We start from the raw sequence: 20,565 nt of genomic DNA, 5'->3' as shown, positions 1-20,565 counted from the left end.
GTAATTCCTCTTAAAATAAAGTAACCCTAATAGTTTCAAAAATTATTCTAATATCTCCCCAAATACTGTGGTTATAATAATAGTCAAGATTCAACTTTACTTTATCAGGAAAAATAAAAGTGTCATTAAAAAGCAAAGAGTTCTCTTGTTTATTTAAAATAGCATCTTCATTCGAATATTTTATAGCTGCAATACTGGTTAATCCTGGTTTCAATTCCAATAGTTTCCGACGCTCTCCTTCTAATACATCATAATATCCTGAAACATCTGGTCTAGGGCCAACAATACTCATATCCCCTTTTAAAACATTTAATAATTGAGGCAACTCATCAATTTTATACTTTCGAAAGAATTGTCCTGTTTTTGAAATAGAAATAGCACCAATAGCCGATGATTCTCTAATAGTTCGGATTTTATAAATGTTAAATTTATTTCCAAATTGACCTATTCGTTCTTGAATAAATATTCCATTTGTATGAGTATCTATAGTGGCAATTATAACAGAAATGATAATTAACCAAAATAAGAAAGCCAATAAAAACAGAGCGAAAACAATATCAAAAACACGCTTTGCCATTCGAATAAAGTTTTTACAGGTCTATTTTATTCATTTTTCTAACAATTAAAGCTCTCAATAATAAATAAGCAAGAGTCAACGTAAGTAGTAACTCTAGAATGAAAAGCCCTGATAAATTGCCTTGATTATCCATATAAATAATCAAACCATTAATACCCAATTGTAATCCAGCATAAATAACAGCAACTAAAACATGGGAAAAACCCATCTCATTTGCTAAATATTGATACAAATGAGAACGATGGGGTTCAAAAATATTTTCTCTTTTTTTAATTCGGTTCAAAATCGTTACAACAGCATCGATACCATATACCGAGAAAAAAAGTATATATCCGAATTGGTTGGTAACTATAATGGTTTTAATCATGAAATACCCTAAGAACAAAGCCATACTTATGCTTCCTACATCTCCTGCAAAGGTTTTGGCTTTTTTTCTAACATTAAATATTCCAAAAACAAAACAAGACAATCCCATGGTGATCAACAAAGGCAAACTGGAAACTTGTGTAGGTAAAACCGAAAAACTAATAATGGCAGTAAGCGCATACAAAACAGTAATTCCATTAATTCCATCCATAAAATTAAAGGCATTAACCCAACCTATTAGCAATACAAATACAATGGGGAGTATCCATAAAGATTCCGTAAATAAATTTAAATCATAAAACACCAATGCCACAGCAATAACATGTGACGCAAAACGAGGTAATTGAGATAACGGTTTAATATCATCTATAAAACTAACGACTGCAACAATTACAACTGCCAATGCTATTTCCCAAGACACATAGCCTAGAATAAATGCAATACAAATAGCAATTGGAAAAATAATCCCACCTCCTCGTAAAGTTATAGTAGTATGGGAAGATCTGGAATTGGGTTTATCAATAATATTATATTTATCGGCAATTTTGAAATAAAGAAGCTCAATCCCAACCAATACAACTAGTAATGCAATATATATCATATTTTAAAATATAGGTAATCAAAACCTAAACAGGGATTCCTTACAATTTATGTTTTAATAATTCTAACAGATACGCGCCATAACCAGATTTCTTCAAAGGTTCAGCAAGTTCTTTTAATTGTTCTTCTGAAATAAAACCTTGTCTCCAAGCAATTTCCTCAATACAACCCACTTTCAACCCCTGACGTTCTTCAATTACTTGAACAAATTGTCCTGCTTGCATCAAACTATTAAATGTTCCCGTATCTAGCCAAGCCGTACCTCTACTTAGGATACCCACTTTCAACGCTCCTTTTTCAAGATATACTTTATTTACATCCGTAATTTCGTATTCCCCACGAGCACTTGGTTTAATGTTTTTGGCAATTTCAACTACTGAATTATCATAAAAATACAACCCTGGAACTGCATAATTTGATTTTGGAACTAATGGTTTTTCTTCAATAGAAAGTGCATTTAAATTTTTATCAAATTCCACTACTCCATATCGCTCTGGATCCGAAACATGATAGGCAAAAACAACGCCTCCTTCAGGATTCGTATTGGATTGCAATAACTCATCCATATTAGAACCAAAGAAAATATTATCTCCTAATACTAGTGCGACACTATCGTTCCCAATGAATTCTTCCCCTATTACAAAAGCTTGTGCCAATCCATTGGGAATTGCTTGTTCAGCATAACTAAATTGACAACCAATAGCCGAACCATCACCCAAAAGTTTTTTGAAATTAGGTAAGTCATACGGTGTTGAAATAATTAAAATCTCATTTATTCCAGCAGTCATCAAAGTAGATAATGGATAATAAATCATCGGTTTATCATACACTGGCATCATTTGTTTACTCATTGCTAATGTAAGTGGATGCAAACGCGTTCCAGAACCCCCTGCTAATATAATTCCTTTCATATTTTTTTTTGTTATTAGTGATTCGAAAAGCGTAATTCGAATTACATTCTTATTTATTATTTACATATCTGATAAGACCAAAAAGCATTTTTTTAATCTTTTCAATTTGACTTAGATAAATTTCAATCGAATTTATAAACTGTAATCGATTGGCTAAAATTAATTGCGTTTCTAGTTCAGATAATGAACCCATAGCGATATATAAGAACTGTATAAATTCTTTGTCTCCTTTTCTACCAGCACCTTCAGCAATAGTACTGGGAATAGAAACTACTGCTCTCTTAATTTGGCTTGACAATCCGTATTTTTCATCTGCTGGGAAATTTTTTGTTAACGCATAAATATCTTCTGCAAGCACCATCGACTGTTTCCATACATCTAAGTCTTTATGATCTTTCATTTGCACTAATACTGTCTATTTGGAGCTTCGAATTACGGATCACGATTAACGAATTACTTGTACTGGTTTTCATAATAAGTTGCATATTCTCCCGAAGTAATATTATTCAACCAAGTCTGGTTTTCTAAATACCAATTTACAGTTCTTTCCAACCCTTGCTCAAAAGTTACTGAAGGTTTCCATCCTAACTCTTTATTGATTTTACTGGCATCAATCGCGTAACGCAAATCATGACCCGGACGGTCTTTTACATAGGAAATCGATTGCTCTGATGTTCCAGCAATTCTTCCTAATTTCTCGTCCATAATTTTGCAGAGCAATTTCACCAAATCGATATTTTGCCATTCATTAAATCCACCTATATTATACGTATCATGATTTACACCTTCATGAAAAACCAAATCAATTGCAACCGCATGATCTTCTACAAACAACCAATCACGAGTGTATTTCCCATCGCCATAGACCGGCAAAGGCTTGTTTTGAATAATATTATTGATAAACAAAGGAATCAATTTTTCTGGAAAATGAAAAGGCCCATAATTATTCGAACAATTGGTCAACACATAGGGCAAACCATAGGTTTCTCCATAAGCACGAACAAAATGATCCGAACTGGCTTTAGAAGCTGAATAAGGAGAGTTAGGATCATAAGCAGTAGTTTCCGTAAACAACCCTTCGGAACCTAAACTACCATAAACCTCATCAGTACTAATGTGGTAAAAACGTTTTCCTACATAGTTACCATTCCAAATCGTTTTGGCAGCATTTAACAAATTCATTGTTCCTATAACATTTGTTTTCACAAAGGATAACGGATCGGTAATAGAACGATCTACATGTGATTCGGCAGCCAAATGCAAAACTCCATCAAATTGATGTTCCGCAAATAAAGCATCAATAAATGGTGCGTCTACAATATCTCCTTTTATAAACGTATAATTGGGCTCCTTTTCAATATCAACTATATTCTCCAAATTTCCGGCATAAGTCAAGGCATCCAAATTGAATATTTGGTATTGCGGGTATTTTTTCACAAAAAGACGTACTACGTGGGATCCAATAAATCCCGCTCCACCTGTAATTAATATATTTTTCATACTATTTTATATTTTGATATTTGTCCAATTTACTAATTGAACAACTTTAAACTTTAATTTCTAAACATTTCTTCAAACTATCCTTATAATCAGGAACTACAACATTATAAACCCTTTTAATTTTTGTTTTATCTAATAAAGAAAAGGCAGGACGTTTTGCAGGGGTAGGATAAGATGATGATGGTATTCCCTTCACATCACATTCATAACCCCCAATTTCTTGAATAGCTAATACAAATTCGTACCAACTGATTTCGCCTTCATTTGAGTAATTATAAATACCTGGAATCCATTCAGGAGCTTCAACAATTGTCATCATAGCCTGCGCTAAATCGGCCGCATAAGTTGGTGAACCTACTTGATCATTTACCACACTAATACTATCTCGTTCTTGCAACAAACGTTGCATGGTTTTTACAAAATTATTCCCAAACCTACTGTAAACCCAAGAAGTTCTAATAATAATAACATCCGGATTAACTGCGATCGCCGCTAATTCCCCAGCTCTTTTGGTGGCACCATATACATTAATAGGCTGCGTTAAAGCTTCTTCTGTTAATGCAATAGCAGAAGACCCATCAAAAACATAATCCGTCGAAATATGAATTAGTTTTACTTTATTCTCATTCGCATATTGCGCAAGTACTTTAACTGATTGATGATTAACAATATCTGCTAGATTTTGTTCCGTTTCTGCTTTATCCACTGCAGTATAAGCGCCGCAATTTAATATGAAATTTGGACGAATTAACTCCAATTGAATTTTCAACTTAGACAAATGATCCAATGAAATTTGAGTTCTATCCGCGAAAACCCATTCATATTGCCAATAGTTTTCTGACAACACTTTCAACTCTGAGCCCAACTGTCCAGTGGCTCCTGTTACTAAAATTTTTTGCATATTATTCAAATGTCCAATCGATTTGATCAAAAGAGGGTAAAATTACATCCTTTTCTGAAACGATTACTTCATCAGTACTTACCTGCCAATCAATAGCCAAAGTGGGATCATCATAACGAATCCCTCTTTCACTTTCTTTATGGTACAACCGATCTACTTTATACATGACAGAAGCCGTTTCGCTTAAAACCGAAAAACCATGTGCAAATCCATGAGGTACCATCAATTGCTTTTTATTTTCGGCACTTAAAACAACACTGAAATGTTTTCCATATGTAAGTGAGTTTTTACGTAAGTCTACCGCTACATCTAAAATTTCCCCTTCTAACACACGTACCAGTTTTGCTTGTGCAAATGGGTTAATTTGTAAATGCAAGCCACGTATTACACCTCTTTTAGAAAAAGATTGATTATCTTGAATAAAATCATACATAATTCCATTTTCGTGAAATTTAGCTTGATTATAGGCTTCAAAGAAATACCCACGGGAATCTTCAAAAACGGTTGGATTTACGATTACTAAATCTTGTATAAATGTTTTTTCGATGGTCATATTGTAATTATTTTTTAAATGATTGAAATGTTTTTAACATACCCTCTTTTGATTCAATTGGCAAAGTTTTATTCATAGCTATTACTATTTTAGAATTACTAACAACATAATTCTCCGTTAATTTTTGCAGCCTTTCTGAATTGAGTGGTAAATGCAAATAATCACCAATTTGAGCAATTTTTTTAATCCAAGAGGATGGTATATTTAAAACCCTGTTTTTTTTTCCTAAACTTATCCCTAACAACTCAATCAACTCATTGGTTGATAAAGACTCATTATCCGCAATTTGATAAACACCCGATGCAATATTTTTATTTTCTAAAATTTCTTTGATTACAAAACAAAGATTTTCGACACTCAAAAAAGAACGTTCATTTTTAAAATCTCCTAGTGGCCAAGGCAATCCCTTAGCTACCAATTGATATAACAAATTCAAATTCCCTTTATTTCCTGGGCCATGAATCATGCAAGGCCTTAAAATATAAACTTTTTTTCCTTGAGGTAATTTATGAGATAAAATATACTGCTCTGCTTGAAATTTCGCAATTCCATAATGCGTTTTGGGATTCGGAAAAGTTTCTTCAGTCAATATTCCGTTTACCTCATCGGCTGCCGCTTTTACGGTACTCATAAAAATAAAAACAGAAGCTTCAGAAACTAAGAAAGCATCAAACAGTTGCTTGGTTAATTCAAAATTGGCTTCATAATAATCCGAAGGATTGGAAACTTTTTTTAAATTGTGGGCTTTCCCTGCTAAATGAATGATGGCATCCCCTCTTAAATCAAAGTGCTGATTAGGGACATAACGAACGCTGATAGGACACACATGGTGTGATATTTTCAAATAGTCTTTAAGATTGGTTCCTACAAAACCTGAGGTCCCAGTGATGGTGATTTTCATTTAATTAAATTGGGACAATGCCTTTTTATTTAGTCTTTTTCGTTCGCTATCAAAAAACCATCCCCATTTATTAAAATAAGTAATAGCTGAATTGATAAATATCTTAAACAATTTACTGCTTTTATTCGCTCCAGAATCATATCCATGATAAATAGAAACTTTCGGAAAATAAATGGTTTTATATCTTGTATTCATCCTTCTTGACAAATCCCAATCTTCAAAATACATAAAATAGTTATCGTCATACATACCCACTTCTTTGATTGCTTCTAAATTCAATAAAGTAAAGCATCCTGAAAGCACAGGAACATTATAAATAACGTCTTGATCAATCGACCTCAATTCATATTGATTAATAAACTTATTATATATACCAGAGGGTTTTTTTAATTTTCGCATTAAAATGCTGTAAGGAGAAGGAAGTAATTTTGGTAAATGTTGAATAGATCCGTCTTCATTTAAAACTTTAGGCATCATCATACCAATATCTTTATTTTGATTCATAAAGTCAACCATAGTAATAATAATGTCTTCTTCAAAATAAGCATCGGGATTTATTACGAAATGATATTTTGAACCTGCTTCTATTGATTTAATAATCGCAATATTATGTGCTGCACCAAAACCTGGGTTGGAAGGATTGTAGAAATAATCAATTCTACTATCAACTGCTAGAACTTTCAAATCATCTGTTGGTGAATTATCAACTAAAAACAGTTTGTCTATAGCATTTGAGTTCAATAACGATTGGATTGCTCTTTCTAACATTTGGAAATCATTACGATATAAAACAATACATGACGTTACTTTATTTTTCATTTTATTTTAATTTATTTAAAAGATATTTTTTCTTTTCATAAAAATCAGATCACTTTAACTGAGTTAAGATATTTTTCATTAATAAAATTCAAGAAAGCTTTCCCAAAATTCATAAAAGGTTTTTCTATAAATATAAATGTGATTACAGCTAGCACCACTGAAAAGAGGATCGCTAATAAACAATGAATAATTATATTAATATGGCCAAATAAACTAAATAAAGTCTGTTGAATTAAGAACCCCCATAAATAAACGCCATAAGATATATCATATTTGGGCTTCATTTTTAAAATATATTTCAGAGAAGATAAAAATAGTACAAGATTACAAGACGCTAACGTAAATAAGATCTCAGCATAAATCGTGCTTTTCAAGAAAAAAAAGACTAAAAATGAAACTAATACCACGTAAATATTAATAAAAATCTTAGTAGAAAAAATAGCAAAAAAAACGCCATAGGCAAATGCCATGGGTAATAAATATTTTTCAGGATTATTGTCTATAAAACCTAAAAAAAACCTATTAGGCAACAAAGTATCAATAAAAACTAATAAAATAGGAAATATAAAATATTTTTTATTTCTATTACCCAAAAATAAAAACAAAATAGGTAATATAATATAACATCCAATCTCATATCTCAAAGTCCATAAAGATCCATTTACTATATTAGGATAAAGGTTTTCTACAAAAACACCCGGAAGTAAATAATCCGAATAAAACACAATATTATGTCTTATGTAGGCAAAATAATTTAACTGCGATAAATATTCTTTAAACTCTAAATTAGTTACTATCGGACCAAAGATGAAAACAGTAACTAAAAGTACAAATAACAAACCCGGTAAAATTCTAAATAATCTAGATATTACAAAATAAACGACACTCTTTTTAGACAAATAACTATTTGTGACGACTAGTCCACTAATAAATAAAAACACTTTTACTGCAAATGCTCCTGCATAAGTAAATTTTAAAAAATGATGAAAAGGATCAATCCAATAAATACCTGATCCGTTAATTGCTTCACTATGTCCAACTATAACTAAGCAAGCCAATAGGATGCGAGCCAAATCTAGATTATTATTATCTTTGTTTAGGAATTCAGAAATTTTCATTGATATATTATTTAGTCAAAGAAACAAGTAAATCTTTAATTTTATTTTCTTGATAAGATTTTTCAAAAGTTTTTTGGATATCTCTTTTAGTATCTATTGAAATTGGTTCTAATTTATTTAGTACTGATATAAAATCTTTTGCTTCATTACATAATAAAAATGACCCCTCGTAAAAATTATCTATTCCTTCAAAAGCTACCTCTGTTCCTAGTACTGGTGTCCCGACAGCAAGCGATTCAATAACTTTAACTTTTACGCCAGCTCCCTGAAAAATTGGCGCAATTAACGCTTGACTTTCAGCAATTTTTACATAAGGATCTTCTAAAAAACCTAAATACTTAATGTTTTTGTTATCCTTAATTTTAGAAATAAGCGCTCCATCTAAACCTGGCCCAATTATTTCAAATTTAAGCTCATGTTTAAGATGCGGCAATACATGGTCTACAAACCAATTTAATCCTTTAGCATTTTCAGGTCTGTTCCAAGCTCCAAAAAAGCAAAACTTAAAACTTAACGTAATTGTACTATAATCAATAAATTTAATTTTATCACTGATAAAAAAATTAATTGTACTTGAATTTAAACCATAATTATCCTTGAGTAAGAGTTGATCTTTTTTACTGAAAGTAAGGAGAAGATCAGCAGACTTTAAAATATATCTCTCTGTAAATAATAACAAGGAGTTGAATGGGTTAAAATAAAAAAAACGGTTTCTTTTAAATTTTTGATAAATCACATCATGACACATTAAAATCTTAACTGATTTCGTCAAAAAAGGAGAATAAATAAATACTTGAGAAAAATCAAAATATAAAAACTTGTAATTTTTGGCATTCTTGATTAAAAAAAACAACAATCTAAATCTAAATCGTAATAAAAAGAAAGGATGTAAGAAGGGAAAATGAATCCAACTATAAATTTTTGAAACTGTTGAAACATTAACTTTTTTTAAAACATTAACTTTTGAATTAACTTCAATTTCGTGGTTAGGATATGAAAAAAAAATTAAATCTACATTATAATCTTCTGACAATAAACTAAGGAGTTCTTTAGAGTAATTTTGACCTGCGGTAAGTTTATTTGGAGGAAAAGCTGTGATAAATAAAATTCGATTCATTTATTTTAAAATAAGTTATTGGCTTTTAATTTAAAAAACTTAAAAACACAAGATAATTAGTATGACTAGCCAAATATTGTTTTAAATGGCACAAATAATTCAATATAATTTCCTGTTAGCGCCGTATAAAATCGAGCTAACAAATAAAAAACAAAAGTGCTATACAATAAAAATCTTCCGTAAGTATTCTTAGTATATTTTAAGACAAATGGGATTAGTATGATTAAAACCATGTCGTACACAAGAGATAAGCGGACTAATGCTATTGATAAAGAAACTGTGCTAAAATATAAAACAACTCCCGCCCAATACAAGTTAAAATAACCTTGAAACTCGGGTTCATTTTCCGTTATTTTTTTTAACATGCTTGTGACTATTGCAAAAATAAAAATCTTGTTTGCAAATCCTTTCATAATTATTTCTGCAACTGGTGTTTTTCCACCAAACGTATTATCACTATCACTCAAATAATAATCAATTTTTTGCTGAACTATACCCCCTGCAAGTTCCCCCAAACTTTCAAATAGTTTACCCAACACTATCGAAAGACAAAAACTTGCCGCCACATAAAGAATTAGGGTTAATGGCCTTAATTTTAATTTATAAATCCACCATGCAAAAATAAAAATAATAGATGTCCTATGAAACAACATAGCTAAGCCAATCATTGACAAAAAAATCCAGAATTTCTTTTCTTGAATATATTTTATTGAAAAAAAAAGTATGGCTGTCGCAACTGTTTGTCGAACAAAAAACACATTCGCAAAAGTTGTACTCCAAAGAATTAGAAGAGAGGTTATAGGATAAGGGCTAAAATTTAAAATAGCTTTACTTTGAAAACTAAAAAGAATAACCGCTAAAACAAATAATAAAAAGGTATAATTATTAAAAAAAATCTTTACAAACTCGTTAATTCTGGAATATCCCCATTCAAATTCACCAATAGTAAACCATTCAGAGCTGCCATTAAAAAAATCAAGATAAGCATCCCAATCGGTACCTGTCTCCCATCTAAGGAACGAAAGAGAAAATAAAAAAAAAGACATCAAACTAAATAAAACGATACCCTCCAGCTTTTTTAATCCAAAAATTTCCAGAAACGAAAACAAGGCCAATACGCCAAATATTAAAAAGTAAAATATCATTATCAGGAATTTAAGTAGCCAATACGTCGCAATTCACTTAATAATTGCAAACTTATTACCTGAGGAGAGAACTTTTCCTGAAGAGTATCAAATTCTACATTAATATTTTCTTTTGTATCTATTAATTGATACAAAAGATTTTCCATTTCAGCTATACTATTTACCAGATACCCGAATTTTCCGAATTTATCAAAAACATATTCAAAATAATCATTATGTAAAGCTAATATTGTTTTTCTTTGAAATATAGCATCCATGATTGCTCCACTAGCTGTAATTTTATAACTATCTTTTGGATAAAAGAAAAGTAAAATATCTAAATCTTCGATTCTCTTATTATATTCATTCCTTGAAATAATTTGATCTTGTGGCGCGATGTCAATCCCTAGTGAGGATAACAATTGCGCATTCTTCTCAATCTTACCCGTTACGGAAATATTAAGTTTTTGTTTATATAATGGATTTATTTTATTTACAAACTCAATAAAACCCATCATACCTTTAGTTTCATTTAGAAGACCTACAGTACCAATACGTAATAATTTATCTTTTTCTTTAAGGTTTACCTCTTCAGTACTTTTAAATATATAAGAATGATCAATACTCACAAATTTTGAAATTTTATCTCTCGAAAGTATTTCAGCTAAATTTTTATGTATGCGCTCACCCATAATTGAAAAATGAATTCCATCCGAAATGGTAACATTAGGATTAAGAAAGAAATCCTGACTCAACCTAATTAACATTCGATGAAGAAACCCTCCCACCTTTAAGTCAGTAACAATTCCTTCCATTTCTCCATGACAAAAAATTAATATCTTTTTTTTGAAAATCTTATTGAAAAAATTTAAAACTCTAAGACTAAAAAGATTATTATAGGGGAAAATTAAGACAGAATCTTTAGGTACTGCTATTAAATAGCGCATATTTTGAAAAGTGCTAAACAAATATCGAAAAAGTAAATCATAACGTCCCTGCCCCTTAATTACAAAAACATCTTGGTAATTTATATTATGCGGAACAGCTTCGCCTATCAAATTTTTAAATGCTTCAAAGGAACTTTTACTCAACCTACACTCAACTTTATCAAAAATCAAAGAACACATTAAAATTAATGACGAATTGAACATTTCATGGTATGATCCTTGAGCATAGGTATCAATATAAAAGGCATTTTTACCTTGTAATTTATTTGTCATAATAAAATTCTAAAAAACACCATTTTAAATAAAAAAACATAAACTGAACTTTAAAAAATAATTCTATCTATTTTTTTTACCGCGCAAACTATAAATAAAGTTGAAAAATTTGGGGTGAAGAAAAAGTTTTAAAATTAGACCAAACTTGTGTGTCCCATATTCAAGAAAGAAATCTCTGGAAATATAATTTTTATATCCTGCATCAATAATACCCATATTAAATGGAATATGTTCACAAATTCCTTCATTATCATTAAACATATTTTTTATCGCTTTATACCGGAGTGATTGAATAGCAGAATATTTATAAATACCAATTCCTCCAAATGCAGAAATAACAGTATGGTATTTGTATTTCTTAGTGTTTTTATTAATTGTTCTAAATGTTCTTTCCAATGACTCATCGGTATATGAAAAAAAATCTTTTTGCGGATATTCATAAACAGCAAAAACATCGTAATATATTTTAGATTTAAATCCTAAATAGCTACTTATTGTTACTCCATTAGAAAATATCCCCCCCCAATTATTATTTGCCTGATCTATCGAATTGACAAGTGCATCAACAGAAAATGTTTTAACATCAATATCTATAACTATCAAATAATCAATATCATGACCTAATGTATCGATATAATCTAAATACATATTTCTATAAAATGACATTTTTTCAATTCTATAAAAACTTGTAGTTGGTGAGGCCATTGCTACAGTTTGATCAGGAATAGTCTTAATCCCAAAATCTTGGGAAATGATTTTGACACCCTCACTTTTCTTTTCCCAATTAAATAAAATTTCTTTAGTATTATCTTTACTATCATTTTCTACTACCACGACCTGAGACCATGAAAATTTACTTCTTAAGTGATCAATAAGTGGAATATTATTGATTAATGAATCCTCACAATCTCTAGCTAGAGCTGCTATAACAACATTTTTATTAAATTTAATCATTTTTTTTCATTAGGAAAATTTGTTTATCCAGTCGTGTGATATCATTAACAAATGTTAATAAAGAAGAATAATAGCGGATACCAATCAAAAATTTAACAAATTTAAATGCCTTAATAACTAGATTGCCTAACGTTCCTCTTCGTAATTTTTCAGTCTCCTTAAATGTAGAAAATGCATTAGATTTAACACCAGTCAAAAGTCTATTTTCATCTAGGGCTTTAAAAAAATTATTCCCTTCTTCAAATGGATTTTCTACAGGAAAATCAGATTCTAAAGCTCTAAAAAGTCTTCTATATAAAGGAATAATATTCTCTCCATTTTTAAATGAATTAAATGAATACGACATTTTTGAGTAAGTATCATATCCATTTTCATAAACATCATCAATATAACTTTTAAAAAGAGGGATATAGGAAGGATAAACATCAGTATTATATTTAGGATGTCTACGATTAATCAATTTGGGTTTAAATGGATCAAATCCGGAAAAATGAAAAAACAATAATGCAAACAATTCTTGTGTTTCTATATTTTTTATCTGATACTCTCCATTTTTATCAATAACTAATTCTCTTTCATGAAGGTTCCATATAGCTGGATTAATTCCCATATGATGTGTAATTAATACATCATTGGGAAAAAAAGCAGGTATAAAATCCATCCATTTCTGATCAACATGTAAAGCGTCAAATTTATCTGCATAACATTTATTTGCTAATCGATTCATCCACCACTTCACAATTTTACTACCAGTTGAATTATTTCTTATTGCTGTAAAACCTAAATTATAAATCCCAACAAATAATATTTCCTCTTCAGTAATAGATCCTGTATACTCCGTTTGAATATTACAATAATGAGGTGTTAATACTATAGATTTTTCATCTAAATATTCATAAATTTCATCTAATGGATTTGTAACGTAAATATCTGGATCTAAATAAAGAACCTTTTCGAAACCTTCATCAAACATTTTTTCAAAACAAAATGGTTTTATCGAAGTGGAAAACTCAATCACATTATACTTAAATGCCATTTTTTTCCAACCCGGCAACCAACTATCATTCAGTAATGTAAAATGTTTTAGGTCATCTCCTAATTCATCAGGATCATCTGATAAAAAAATAAAAAAATCACAATTTGGATTTAATTTTTGAAATGACTTTTTTAAAGTAAAAGCCTGTGCCAGATAATTTTTTGCACAAATAGTAAATGCTGCATTTTTCATTTTAATTATCATAAATTTTAATCCACCGATTTGGATAAATATCACTAGTTTTATCGCTATTTAAAAATTTAGCTGGAGAAACTACTTTATTAATCTCATTTTTGTTAAGCCAAGCTCCCCACCAACTAAAGCTACTATTAGCTATAATATTATGTTTACAATTCGCCATTAAAAAAATATCTCTCCATGAATTTTTACCACTGTTATGGGTAATATAAGTCACTCGTTCAAGATTTAAATTTTCCTTTACCCAAGCTATATCATTAGAAAAAATATAATAATGAGGCAAATCAATTTGGTCATTCATTATATTAATTGCTTTTTCAAAATAAGATTTAGTACATACTCGACCAAATATATTAATATTTTCCTCATTTAAATAGTCTCCTCTACGAACATGTATAGCTACAGACTCATTCTCTGACATCTCTTTAGCCAAAGCTAAACTTAGCGCATCAATTTCTTTACTAAAACTAAAACTCTTCAATACATCGTTTTTAATATTTACAAAATATTTCTCATTATGCCATCCACCGATATAAAAAGTGATCCCTTTGGAAGGTTTAAGATATTGGGGATTAAAATCATAATTAAAATTTTCCTCGATTACTTTAACCCCACCTAATTTTAGCAAGTATTTAAGCGGATTAGTAATGATTTTTAATCGTCGTGTCATCAATAACCTAAACAAGATTTTTAAACCCTTATTGATAAAACGTTCATTCCAAGAAATATTAAAAACAGAATTAATTTCCAATCCATTATGTTCATGACAAGAAGAAATTAAATAAGTCGAGGAATTAATTTTCTTCTTCTGCAAATAGAATGCATATTGTGACATTTGATTGCCAATCCCATTAAATACAACAACTACATCCATATTCTAAATCAAATTATTTTGTCTAATAAACTTTGCAGGATTACCACCCCAAATTTGGTTAAAAGGAATATCTCTAGAAACGACAGATCCAGCAGCGATTACTGAATTTGAGCCAATCGTTACTCCTTTTAAAATTATAGAATCCATTCCAATAAAAACATTATCGTGGATCGTAACAGTCTCACTCTTCATATTCGCTTCATCTTTACTACTGTGCCAATGTTCAGGATTTAAAGAATGAAAATCCGAATCTACAATTGTTACTCCCCCACCAATCATAATATTATTACCTAGGGTTATCGCTTTTGTTGCAACAATTGTTGCATTGCTCATAGCCACTTTATCACCTACTATCAATTGTGCATTTTCAGCAACTACAAACTTACATCGATTGTTTTTTCCTAGAGTAGCAAATTTATCCTTATTTACCAGTACTAAATCAACACCAAATTGAACAACACTTGATTTTTTTATATCCAATAAAGGAACACCGATAGAAGTGAAATTTTTCCAGATTATTCCATTATTTCTAAAATAAAAAGCAGTCAAATGATGTGAAAGATGAAAAAATATTTTTTTATATATTCTTTCATACATTCTATAAATAAATCTTATCATTACAAATTATTTAATCTTTTAATTTTCAAACTCTAGCGATAGAGGTTATGTTTCTAATTTATCTTTTATTAACCCAATAAATCTGTATTACTGTAATTTGAGGTAAAAAGTCAATTCTTTTTTAAAATTTTTATTACTTATTCCAAATACCTTTTGCTTCACCATTGACTATCAATTTTGCTTGAAAACACAAAACACTTCCCATAAATAGTACAACAATAATATTAGATACTGTTACTCCAATAAGTCCAAAATACCTTCCTAAAGTAATACACAAAGGAATATTGATTACTGTCGCAATTATGTACAAATAAAATTGCAGTTTCAATTTTCCTACTCCATTGATAAAAATATTATGAATCATCATCCAACAAATTGAAATAGTATAAACAAACATTGCAAATGATAACGATAATGAAATATGGACCTTATCACCAATCCAAAATTTAAAAATATAAGGGGATAAAACAAAAAGAAGTAGACATAGAATAATTAATAACACCCAATATTTATAAAGTTTTCTAAATATATTTTTAATCCAAATAATATCACCTTTAACATACGCATCCGTAAAAGCAGACCAAAATGGATTCATAACAATAGTAAAAATCATTACAATAACTGAAAATAATTTGTAACAAAGGTTAAATACCGTTACTTCTTCAGGACCAAACAATTGAGTTATTACAATATTATCCGTTTGAAATAATAAAAGGGACCCTAACTGAATAAAAAAGAATAACCCTCCAATTTTTAGTAGATTTTTTGCAAAACTAAAATCAACCATTTTAAATTTTGGAACAAAAGATTTATAAGAACTAGTATAATAATAAATTGAGGCTAAGAATTGAATCAGTATTGGAGTAACTGTAAGAATTATTACTAAATAAAGAAATGAAGAGCTTATTGTATTTTTTAAAATTAAAATAGCTACTAAGGTGCACACTTGGCCTATACAAGAAATCAACGCTACCTTTGCAAGAGCATGAAAAGCGGTTAATACACTATTTAATATTTGCAAAACTAATTGAATACAAAATGACCCAAAAACAATAAGTGCTACGAGATTTAAGTTGATATCAATATCTTTTTCAACATTCAAAATAAAATTCCAATTTAAAAAAAAATTGCATATAAAAAAAACCACCAATAATGCAACAGATATAAGACCAATTATTGCATAAGTAGTACTTATATAAATGCTAGATAATTTATTATATCCATTGGCATTTGCCTCCGCCAACTTATTTTTCAAACCATTACTTAAACCTATATCAAAGAAATTAAATAATCCAACTACTGAACTTAAAGTAAGCCATATACCATATTCCTTAGGATTTATATATGAAATAGTCAATGGTATTTGAATTAATGAGATCACAATGGATATTCCTTTCAAAAAAAGAGAAAATAGTATGTTTTTTTTAGCAAGCAAAGTTCTTTCATGCCCATGAGTAAAATAACTAGTAAATTTATTAACTAAAACACCAATTTTTAATTGCATAAAACCCTTCATTACAAGAAATTAAATAAATAAAACCAAATATTTTTAACTAATTAATAGTGTTTTAAAAACCCTCTTCAATAGCAAAAAAATAACAACTAAAATACTCGCCAAAAATCCTCCGAAAACTATACCTTTAGCTTTACCAAAACGTTCTTTTGGCAAAGGTAAAATAGGCTTATCTATAATCTGAATCAAAGGCGTTTCTTTACGCAAAGTGACTTTTGCTAATTCTGATTGTTTTACTAACTCTGTCAAAATCGCTGTATTGGCTTGAACATCTACCTGTCTTCGGGCAGAAGGAACACGACGTACATTCATAGCTGGATTCAATCCAAAAGTATTATCATTAGCAACTGCAACTCCAGCAATAGCACCATTCAATTCACGACGAATGGAATCCGTTTGTCGTTCTAAAATAAGCATATTATCACGGGATTTCTTACTTTTTGTTTCTATATAAAAATCAGAAACATTTTTAGCCAAGGCTTCACAAAAATATTTAGAAAACAGTTCGCTTGTAGAAGCGACATCTATATTAATTATAGCCACTTTTTTATCTCTTTGACCAACAGATAAAGCAGTCTTGGACAAATCAGTATAAATTACCCCTAAAATACTATCGTGCACTCGAGTAAAATAGTTCCTTTTTGCATCCGGCAAAAAATGAATATCCTTAAATTTGGAATTATCATTCCACTTATCTCTCCATTCGTTATTCTGAATATACATTTCAGCCAAAGAAATAATCTTCCCGTTTACAGTAATTGGGCTTAATAATGTCTGCTCCACCATAGATCTTGACTTAAACAATTCAGTCAAGTTAGTTCCAGTAAAAATACTTCCCCCGCTACCACCTAAATCAAGTCCAAAAGAACTTGCCAAACCAAGGGCGCCACCCAGCCCACCCCCAGAATTTTCATCTTCCAATGCAAAAGACAATGTAGCAGTATAAATCGGCTTTTTTATAAAAGAATAGGTTAATCCCAAAGTAGCTCCTATAATTCCAGCTACTACAATTATTCTCCATTGTGAAAGTAAATAATCAAACCATTCTTTGGCTTTTTCAAATAATTCTTTCAAAGAAATTTCCTCGCTGGCTGTTTTCTTATTATCCATATGCATATCCAGTTATTATTTAAAAGCGGTAACAATTAATAAAGCAAGACTCGTAATAACACTACCGATACTCACCCATTCTCCAGTACTCATCTTTTTGACATCTGGTTGTTCAGGAACAATGATTTGAGAACCTGGAGTTACTTTAGGATAGGATTTCACAAAAAAGAAAGACTTCGTAACAGCTGCTTTTCCATTAGGATAAATAATATACGCTTTTTTCTTCCAACCTTTAGCATCCACCCCTCCTACAGAATTTAAATAATAACCAAAACCCTTACCTTTGTCATAAGGAATCTCCGAAGTCAACAATACATTCCCAGTCACTTTCACGCCTTCGTTAAAAGTGGCAACCTCAATTTCATCACCTGGAAACAGCGTAACATTAGTATTGCTGTTTTTATTTTTAACGATCGATTTCCAATCTACAGGGATGATAGCAAACTTCAAATCTTCTTTTAATTTTTTCTCTAATTTATTTTGAATACTGTCTTTCTTTCCCAAATTCAAATTGATACTTTCCACTTCTTCAATTTGTTTCGCTTTTATGGGTCTTTTTATTTTTACACCATCACTATTAGCTATAGTGGTTAAACCTCCTGCTCGTTCAACAATATCATAGACTTTGGTTTTTTTATTGGCCAATACATATTTCCCAGCATAATTGACAGCACCACTTATAGTAACCATTTCTGGTTTATCATACACTGCCATTCTACGTATATTCACTACATCAAAAGGGGACAAAGCAAAATTTTTGGCTTGCTCGTTGTTCTCAGGTGTAATTTCAATATTAAACAATTCGGCTTTATTAGGATTCGAATTATCAATCTCCTCGGAGACAATCATTCTTGCCACTTCCACTCGCTTTGAAGCGGAGCCGGTCAATCCGCCAGCTTGTACCAATAAGTCATTCAAGGTCAATCCTTCATAATAATCATAAACTCCTGGTTTTTTTATTTCACCATCGATAGTTATTTTATATTCATCTACAAAATCCAAGATAGAATAAACTGTTACCACATCTTCCTTTTTTAAAGTGATGTCTGCTTCTAAATTTCCTTTTAAAGCTTGTTCTAAATCTACATTTACAATCTCAGTAGTTAAATCGGATTGCAATCGAATAATCCTAGCTCTTTTACTATAGGCGTCATCTTTAAGCCCATCGGCTTTTAGAACCAAGTCAGAAATTCGCATGCCTTCATAAAAAGAATAGGTGTCTGGTCTAAAGACGGCGCCTTCAATTTTAATACGGTTTTCAAATCGGTTTAAAATTTTTGTTACTCTAAAAACATCGCCAGAGGAAGGGCTGTAAGTAGTAAATTCAGAAGCATTAATATCTTTTACTTTAAATTCTTTTCCCGTTTTTTGAAGTACATTAACAGATGCTGTATAGGCAAACTCATTAAATCCAGAAGCAAAAGTCAATAAGTCGGAGAAATGTTCTCCTTTTTTCATCTCAAAAATACCAGGACGTTTTACCTGCCCTTCTACCGTTACTCGCTGATTATAAGCTGGAATCCGAATGACATCATTATCTTTTAAACCTACATTATCCGATTGGTCTCCACCTACTAAAAACTGATAAATATCAACTGTTCTATAAACTTTATTATCTCTCAATAATTCAATGTTTCTATAGCTTCCGTTCTTTCCAGGTCCACCTCCCAAAAACAATGCATTATAAACAGTTGCTAAAGAGGAAATAGAATAATTCCCAGGCTGCTTACTACCAATTATAGTTACTCGAATGGTTCTAATACGACCCAAACTTATTCCTACCTGAGACTGTCCTGAGCCAATAGTAGTATAGACCTTGGCCATAGCGCCTTTAATTTTTTGGGTAGCCGCTTCAATAGTCAATCCTGAAACTGATAGTTCTCCTACATATTGAATCGCAACTTTCCCCTCTACTGATACGGGAATACTAGCATTATATTCCTGTACTCCATATACGCTTACTTGCAATTCATCACCAGGCCCCAAAATATAATTCATGGGGGTCGCTAATTTTAAATTAGGTTCAAAATTAAGCGTAGGATTATCAAATAATTCTGAACCAAAAACAAGTGAATTAAGGCTGTCCTTAACTTTAGTATTTACAATTTTTTCTTGCTTTCTGATATTTTCATCTTTACTTAATTTCTCCGTTTTAACCTCCTCTTTATTTAAAGGGGTTAATGCTTCAATTCTTGTTTTTAATTTAGCAAACTCACTTGCAGGCATACCCTTAGATAAAGCCATTGGCTCTGCTTGCTGAATAGAGACGTTATTTGATTGCAATTGAACTTTTATTTTACTGATATCACTATCTGATAAATAATCCACTTTGATTGTGCTCAAATCAGTGCTTTTCAACAAATCTTGTGCTACTACTGTTGATGATTCAAAAAGAGCCAATAGCAATACAATTGCAATAAATATTTTTTTCATGTTTAATTAAAATTAGTGTTGGTCAATTTCAAATATGATCGATTAGATTATCGTTTTGTTATTATATTACAATTTATTTAAAATTACTAAAAACCGTACAAGGCTTCGCCCTTGTAAATCAC

General features: G+C 30.4%; 20 protein-coding genes. All 20 read right to left on the bottom strand.

Going from position 1 to position 20,565, the window contains the following annotated elements; genetic code table 11:
* Positions 1 to 10: 10 nt before the first annotated feature.
* The 20 genes from AB3G33_RS07025 to AB3G33_RS06930 all read right to left on the bottom strand — a co-directional run bounded on the left by AB3G33_RS07025 (position 11) and on the right by AB3G33_RS06930 (position 20,443).
* Entirely contained in the window at positions 11 to 577 is a 567-nt protein-coding gene (locus AB3G33_RS07025; protein WP_367773655.1) for a sugar transferase, read from the bottom strand.
* 13 nt (positions 578 to 590) lie between these two features.
* Entirely contained in the window at positions 591 to 1,544 is a 954-nt protein-coding gene (locus AB3G33_RS07020; RefSeq protein WP_367773653.1) for a glycosyltransferase family 4 protein, read from the bottom strand.
* Positions 1,545 to 1,584: 40 nt separating this feature from the next.
* The gene (gene rfbA / locus AB3G33_RS07015) at positions 1,585 to 2,454 is read right to left on the bottom strand and encodes a glucose-1-phosphate thymidylyltransferase RfbA (protein WP_367773651.1); all 870 of its coding nucleotides are present in this window, start codon (positions 2,452 to 2,454) and stop codon (positions 1,585 to 1,587) included.
* Between the two features lie 49 nt (positions 2,455 to 2,503).
* Complete coding sequence (locus AB3G33_RS07010; RefSeq protein ID WP_367757316.1) at positions 2,504 to 2,854, bottom strand: four helix bundle protein; 351 nt, start codon at positions 2,852 to 2,854, stop codon at positions 2,504 to 2,506.
* Positions 2,855 to 2,907: 53 nt separating this feature from the next.
* On the bottom strand, positions 2,908 to 3,954 hold the full coding sequence (gene rfbB, locus AB3G33_RS07005; protein ID WP_367773649.1) for a dTDP-glucose 4,6-dehydratase: 1,047 nt from the start codon (positions 3,952 to 3,954) through the stop codon (positions 2,908 to 2,910).
* A 46-nt stretch (positions 3,955 to 4,000) separates the two neighbouring features.
* On the bottom strand, positions 4,001 to 4,855 hold the full coding sequence (gene rfbD / locus AB3G33_RS07000; RefSeq protein ID WP_367773647.1) for a dTDP-4-dehydrorhamnose reductase: 855 nt from the start codon (positions 4,853 to 4,855) through the stop codon (positions 4,001 to 4,003).
* Position 4,856: 1 nt separating this feature from the next.
* A complete protein-coding gene (gene rfbC, locus AB3G33_RS06995) occupies positions 4,857 to 5,408 on the bottom strand; it encodes a dTDP-4-dehydrorhamnose 3,5-epimerase (protein WP_367773644.1) in 552 nt (183 codons plus the stop codon).
* A 7-nt stretch (positions 5,409 to 5,415) separates the two neighbouring features.
* On the bottom strand, positions 5,416 to 6,309 hold the full coding sequence (locus tag AB3G33_RS06990; protein WP_367773642.1) for an NAD-dependent epimerase/dehydratase family protein: 894 nt from the start codon (positions 6,307 to 6,309) through the stop codon (positions 5,416 to 5,418).
* On the bottom strand, positions 6,310 to 7,128 hold the full coding sequence (locus tag AB3G33_RS06985; protein ID WP_367773639.1) for a glycosyltransferase: 819 nt from the start codon (positions 7,126 to 7,128) through the stop codon (positions 6,310 to 6,312).
* Between the two features lie 44 nt (positions 7,129 to 7,172).
* Complete coding sequence (locus tag AB3G33_RS06980) at positions 7,173 to 8,246, bottom strand: acyltransferase family protein (protein WP_367773638.1); 1,074 nt, start codon at positions 8,244 to 8,246, stop codon at positions 7,173 to 7,175.
* Between the two features lie 7 nt (positions 8,247 to 8,253).
* Complete coding sequence (locus AB3G33_RS06975) at positions 8,254 to 9,363, bottom strand: glycosyltransferase (protein WP_367773637.1); 1,110 nt, start codon at positions 9,361 to 9,363, stop codon at positions 8,254 to 8,256.
* 65 nt (positions 9,364 to 9,428) lie between these two features.
* A complete protein-coding gene (locus AB3G33_RS06970; protein WP_367773636.1) occupies positions 9,429 to 10,508 on the bottom strand; it encodes an EpsG family protein in 1,080 nt (359 codons plus the stop codon).
* Positions 10,509 to 10,510: 2 nt separating this feature from the next.
* Positions 10,511 to 11,707 (bottom strand): hypothetical protein, encoded by a 1,197-nt coding sequence (locus AB3G33_RS06965; protein ID WP_367773635.1) that lies wholly within the window; start codon positions 11,705 to 11,707, stop codon positions 10,511 to 10,513.
* Between the two features lie 63 nt (positions 11,708 to 11,770).
* Positions 11,771 to 12,661 carry a hypothetical protein gene (locus AB3G33_RS06960; RefSeq protein ID WP_367773634.1) on the bottom strand — a complete coding sequence of 297 codons (891 nt, stop codon included), beginning with the start codon at positions 12,659 to 12,661 and terminating at the stop codon, positions 11,771 to 11,773.
* On the bottom strand, positions 12,654 to 13,889 hold the full coding sequence (locus AB3G33_RS06955; protein ID WP_367773632.1) for a hypothetical protein: 1,236 nt from the start codon (positions 13,887 to 13,889) through the stop codon (positions 12,654 to 12,656). The genes AB3G33_RS06960 and AB3G33_RS06955 overlap by 8 nt, the downstream gene beginning before the upstream one ends.
* Before the next feature lies 1 nt (position 13,890).
* Positions 13,891 to 14,769, bottom strand: coding sequence for an alpha-1,2-fucosyltransferase (locus tag AB3G33_RS06950; protein WP_367773630.1), 879 nt, complete (start codon positions 14,767 to 14,769; stop codon positions 13,891 to 13,893).
* Between the two features lie 3 nt (positions 14,770 to 14,772).
* The gene (locus AB3G33_RS06945) at positions 14,773 to 15,387 is read right to left on the bottom strand and encodes a DapH/DapD/GlmU-related protein (RefSeq protein WP_367773628.1); all 615 of its coding nucleotides are present in this window, start codon (positions 15,385 to 15,387) and stop codon (positions 14,773 to 14,775) included.
* 133 nt (positions 15,388 to 15,520) lie between these two features.
* Entirely contained in the window at positions 15,521 to 16,891 is a 1,371-nt protein-coding gene (locus AB3G33_RS06940; RefSeq protein WP_367773627.1) for a lipopolysaccharide biosynthesis protein, read from the bottom strand.
* A 45-nt stretch (positions 16,892 to 16,936) separates the two neighbouring features.
* Positions 16,937 to 18,010 carry a Wzz/FepE/Etk N-terminal domain-containing protein gene (locus AB3G33_RS06935; RefSeq protein ID WP_367773625.1) on the bottom strand — a complete coding sequence of 358 codons (1,074 nt, stop codon included), beginning with the start codon at positions 18,008 to 18,010 and terminating at the stop codon, positions 16,937 to 16,939.
* 15 nt (positions 18,011 to 18,025) lie between these two features.
* Positions 18,026 to 20,443, bottom strand: a complete 2,418-nt coding sequence (locus tag AB3G33_RS06930; RefSeq protein ID WP_367773623.1) for an SLBB domain-containing protein — start codon at positions 20,441 to 20,443, stop codon at positions 18,026 to 18,028.
* Positions 20,444 to 20,565 lie beyond the last annotated feature (122 nt).

The sequence above is a fragment of the Flavobacterium sp. WC2421 genome, assembly GCF_040822115.1.
Taxonomy (GTDB): domain Bacteria; phylum Bacteroidota; class Bacteroidia; order Flavobacteriales; family Flavobacteriaceae; genus Flavobacterium.
The sequence above is the reverse complement of the archived record's forward strand: the minus strand, read 5'-3'. Positions and strand labels throughout refer to the sequence as shown.

Bases quoted from the DNA above. Each gene is read 5' to 3' on its own strand.
- AB3G33_RS06975 (WP_367773637.1), bottom strand. From the start codon at position 9,363: ATGAATCGAATTTTATTTATCACAGCTTTTCCTCCAAATAAACTTACC.
- rfbC (WP_367773644.1), bottom strand. From the start codon at position 5,408: ATGACCATCGAAAAAACATTTATACAAGATTTAGTAATCGTAAATCCA.
- rfbB (WP_367773649.1), bottom strand. From the start codon at position 3,954: ATGAAAAATATATTAATTACAGGTGGAGCGGGATTTATTGGATCCCAC.
- AB3G33_RS06960 (WP_367773634.1), bottom strand. From the start codon at position 12,661: ATGATTAAATTTAATAAAAATGTTGTTATAGCAGCTCTAGCTAGAGAT.
- AB3G33_RS06985 (WP_367773639.1), bottom strand. From the start codon at position 7,128: ATGAAAAATAAAGTAACGTCATGTATTGTTTTATATCGTAATGATTTC.
- AB3G33_RS06945 (WP_367773628.1), bottom strand. From the start codon at position 15,387: ATGATAAGATTTATTTATAGAATGTATGAAAGAATATATAAAAAAATA.
- AB3G33_RS06930 (WP_367773623.1), bottom strand. From the start codon at position 20,443: ATGAAAAAAATATTTATTGCAATTGTATTGCTATTGGCTCTTTTTGAA.
- AB3G33_RS06970 (WP_367773636.1), bottom strand. From the start codon at position 10,508: ATGATATTTTACTTTTTAATATTTGGCGTATTGGCCTTGTTTTCGTTT.
- AB3G33_RS06935 (WP_367773625.1), bottom strand. From the start codon at position 18,010: ATGGATAATAAGAAAACAGCCAGCGAGGAAATTTCTTTGAAAGAATTA.
- AB3G33_RS06940 (WP_367773627.1), bottom strand. From the start codon at position 16,891: ATGCAATTAAAAATTGGTGTTTTAGTTAATAAATTTACTAGTTATTTT.
- AB3G33_RS06965 (WP_367773635.1), bottom strand. From the start codon at position 11,707: ATGACAAATAAATTACAAGGTAAAAATGCCTTTTATATTGATACCTAT.
- AB3G33_RS06990 (WP_367773642.1), bottom strand. From the start codon at position 6,309: ATGAAAATCACCATCACTGGGACCTCAGGTTTTGTAGGAACCAATCTT.
- AB3G33_RS06955 (WP_367773632.1), bottom strand. From the start codon at position 13,889: ATGAAAAATGCAGCATTTACTATTTGTGCAAAAAATTATCTGGCACAG.
- rfbD (WP_367773647.1), bottom strand. From the start codon at position 4,855: ATGCAAAAAATTTTAGTAACAGGAGCCACTGGACAGTTGGGCTCAGAG.
- AB3G33_RS06950 (WP_367773630.1), bottom strand. From the start codon at position 14,769: ATGGATGTAGTTGTTGTATTTAATGGGATTGGCAATCAAATGTCACAA.
- AB3G33_RS07010 (WP_367757316.1), bottom strand. From the start codon at position 2,854: ATGAAAGATCATAAAGACTTAGATGTATGGAAACAGTCGATGGTGCTT.
- rfbA (WP_367773651.1), bottom strand. From the start codon at position 2,454: ATGAAAGGAATTATATTAGCAGGGGGTTCTGGAACGCGTTTGCATCCA.
- AB3G33_RS07025 (WP_367773655.1), bottom strand. From the start codon at position 577: ATGGCAAAGCGTGTTTTTGATATTGTTTTCGCTCTGTTTTTATTGGCT.
- AB3G33_RS06980 (WP_367773638.1), bottom strand. From the start codon at position 8,246: ATGAAAATTTCTGAATTCCTAAACAAAGATAATAATAATCTAGATTTG.
- AB3G33_RS07020 (WP_367773653.1), bottom strand. From the start codon at position 1,544: ATGATATATATTGCATTACTAGTTGTATTGGTTGGGATTGAGCTTCTT.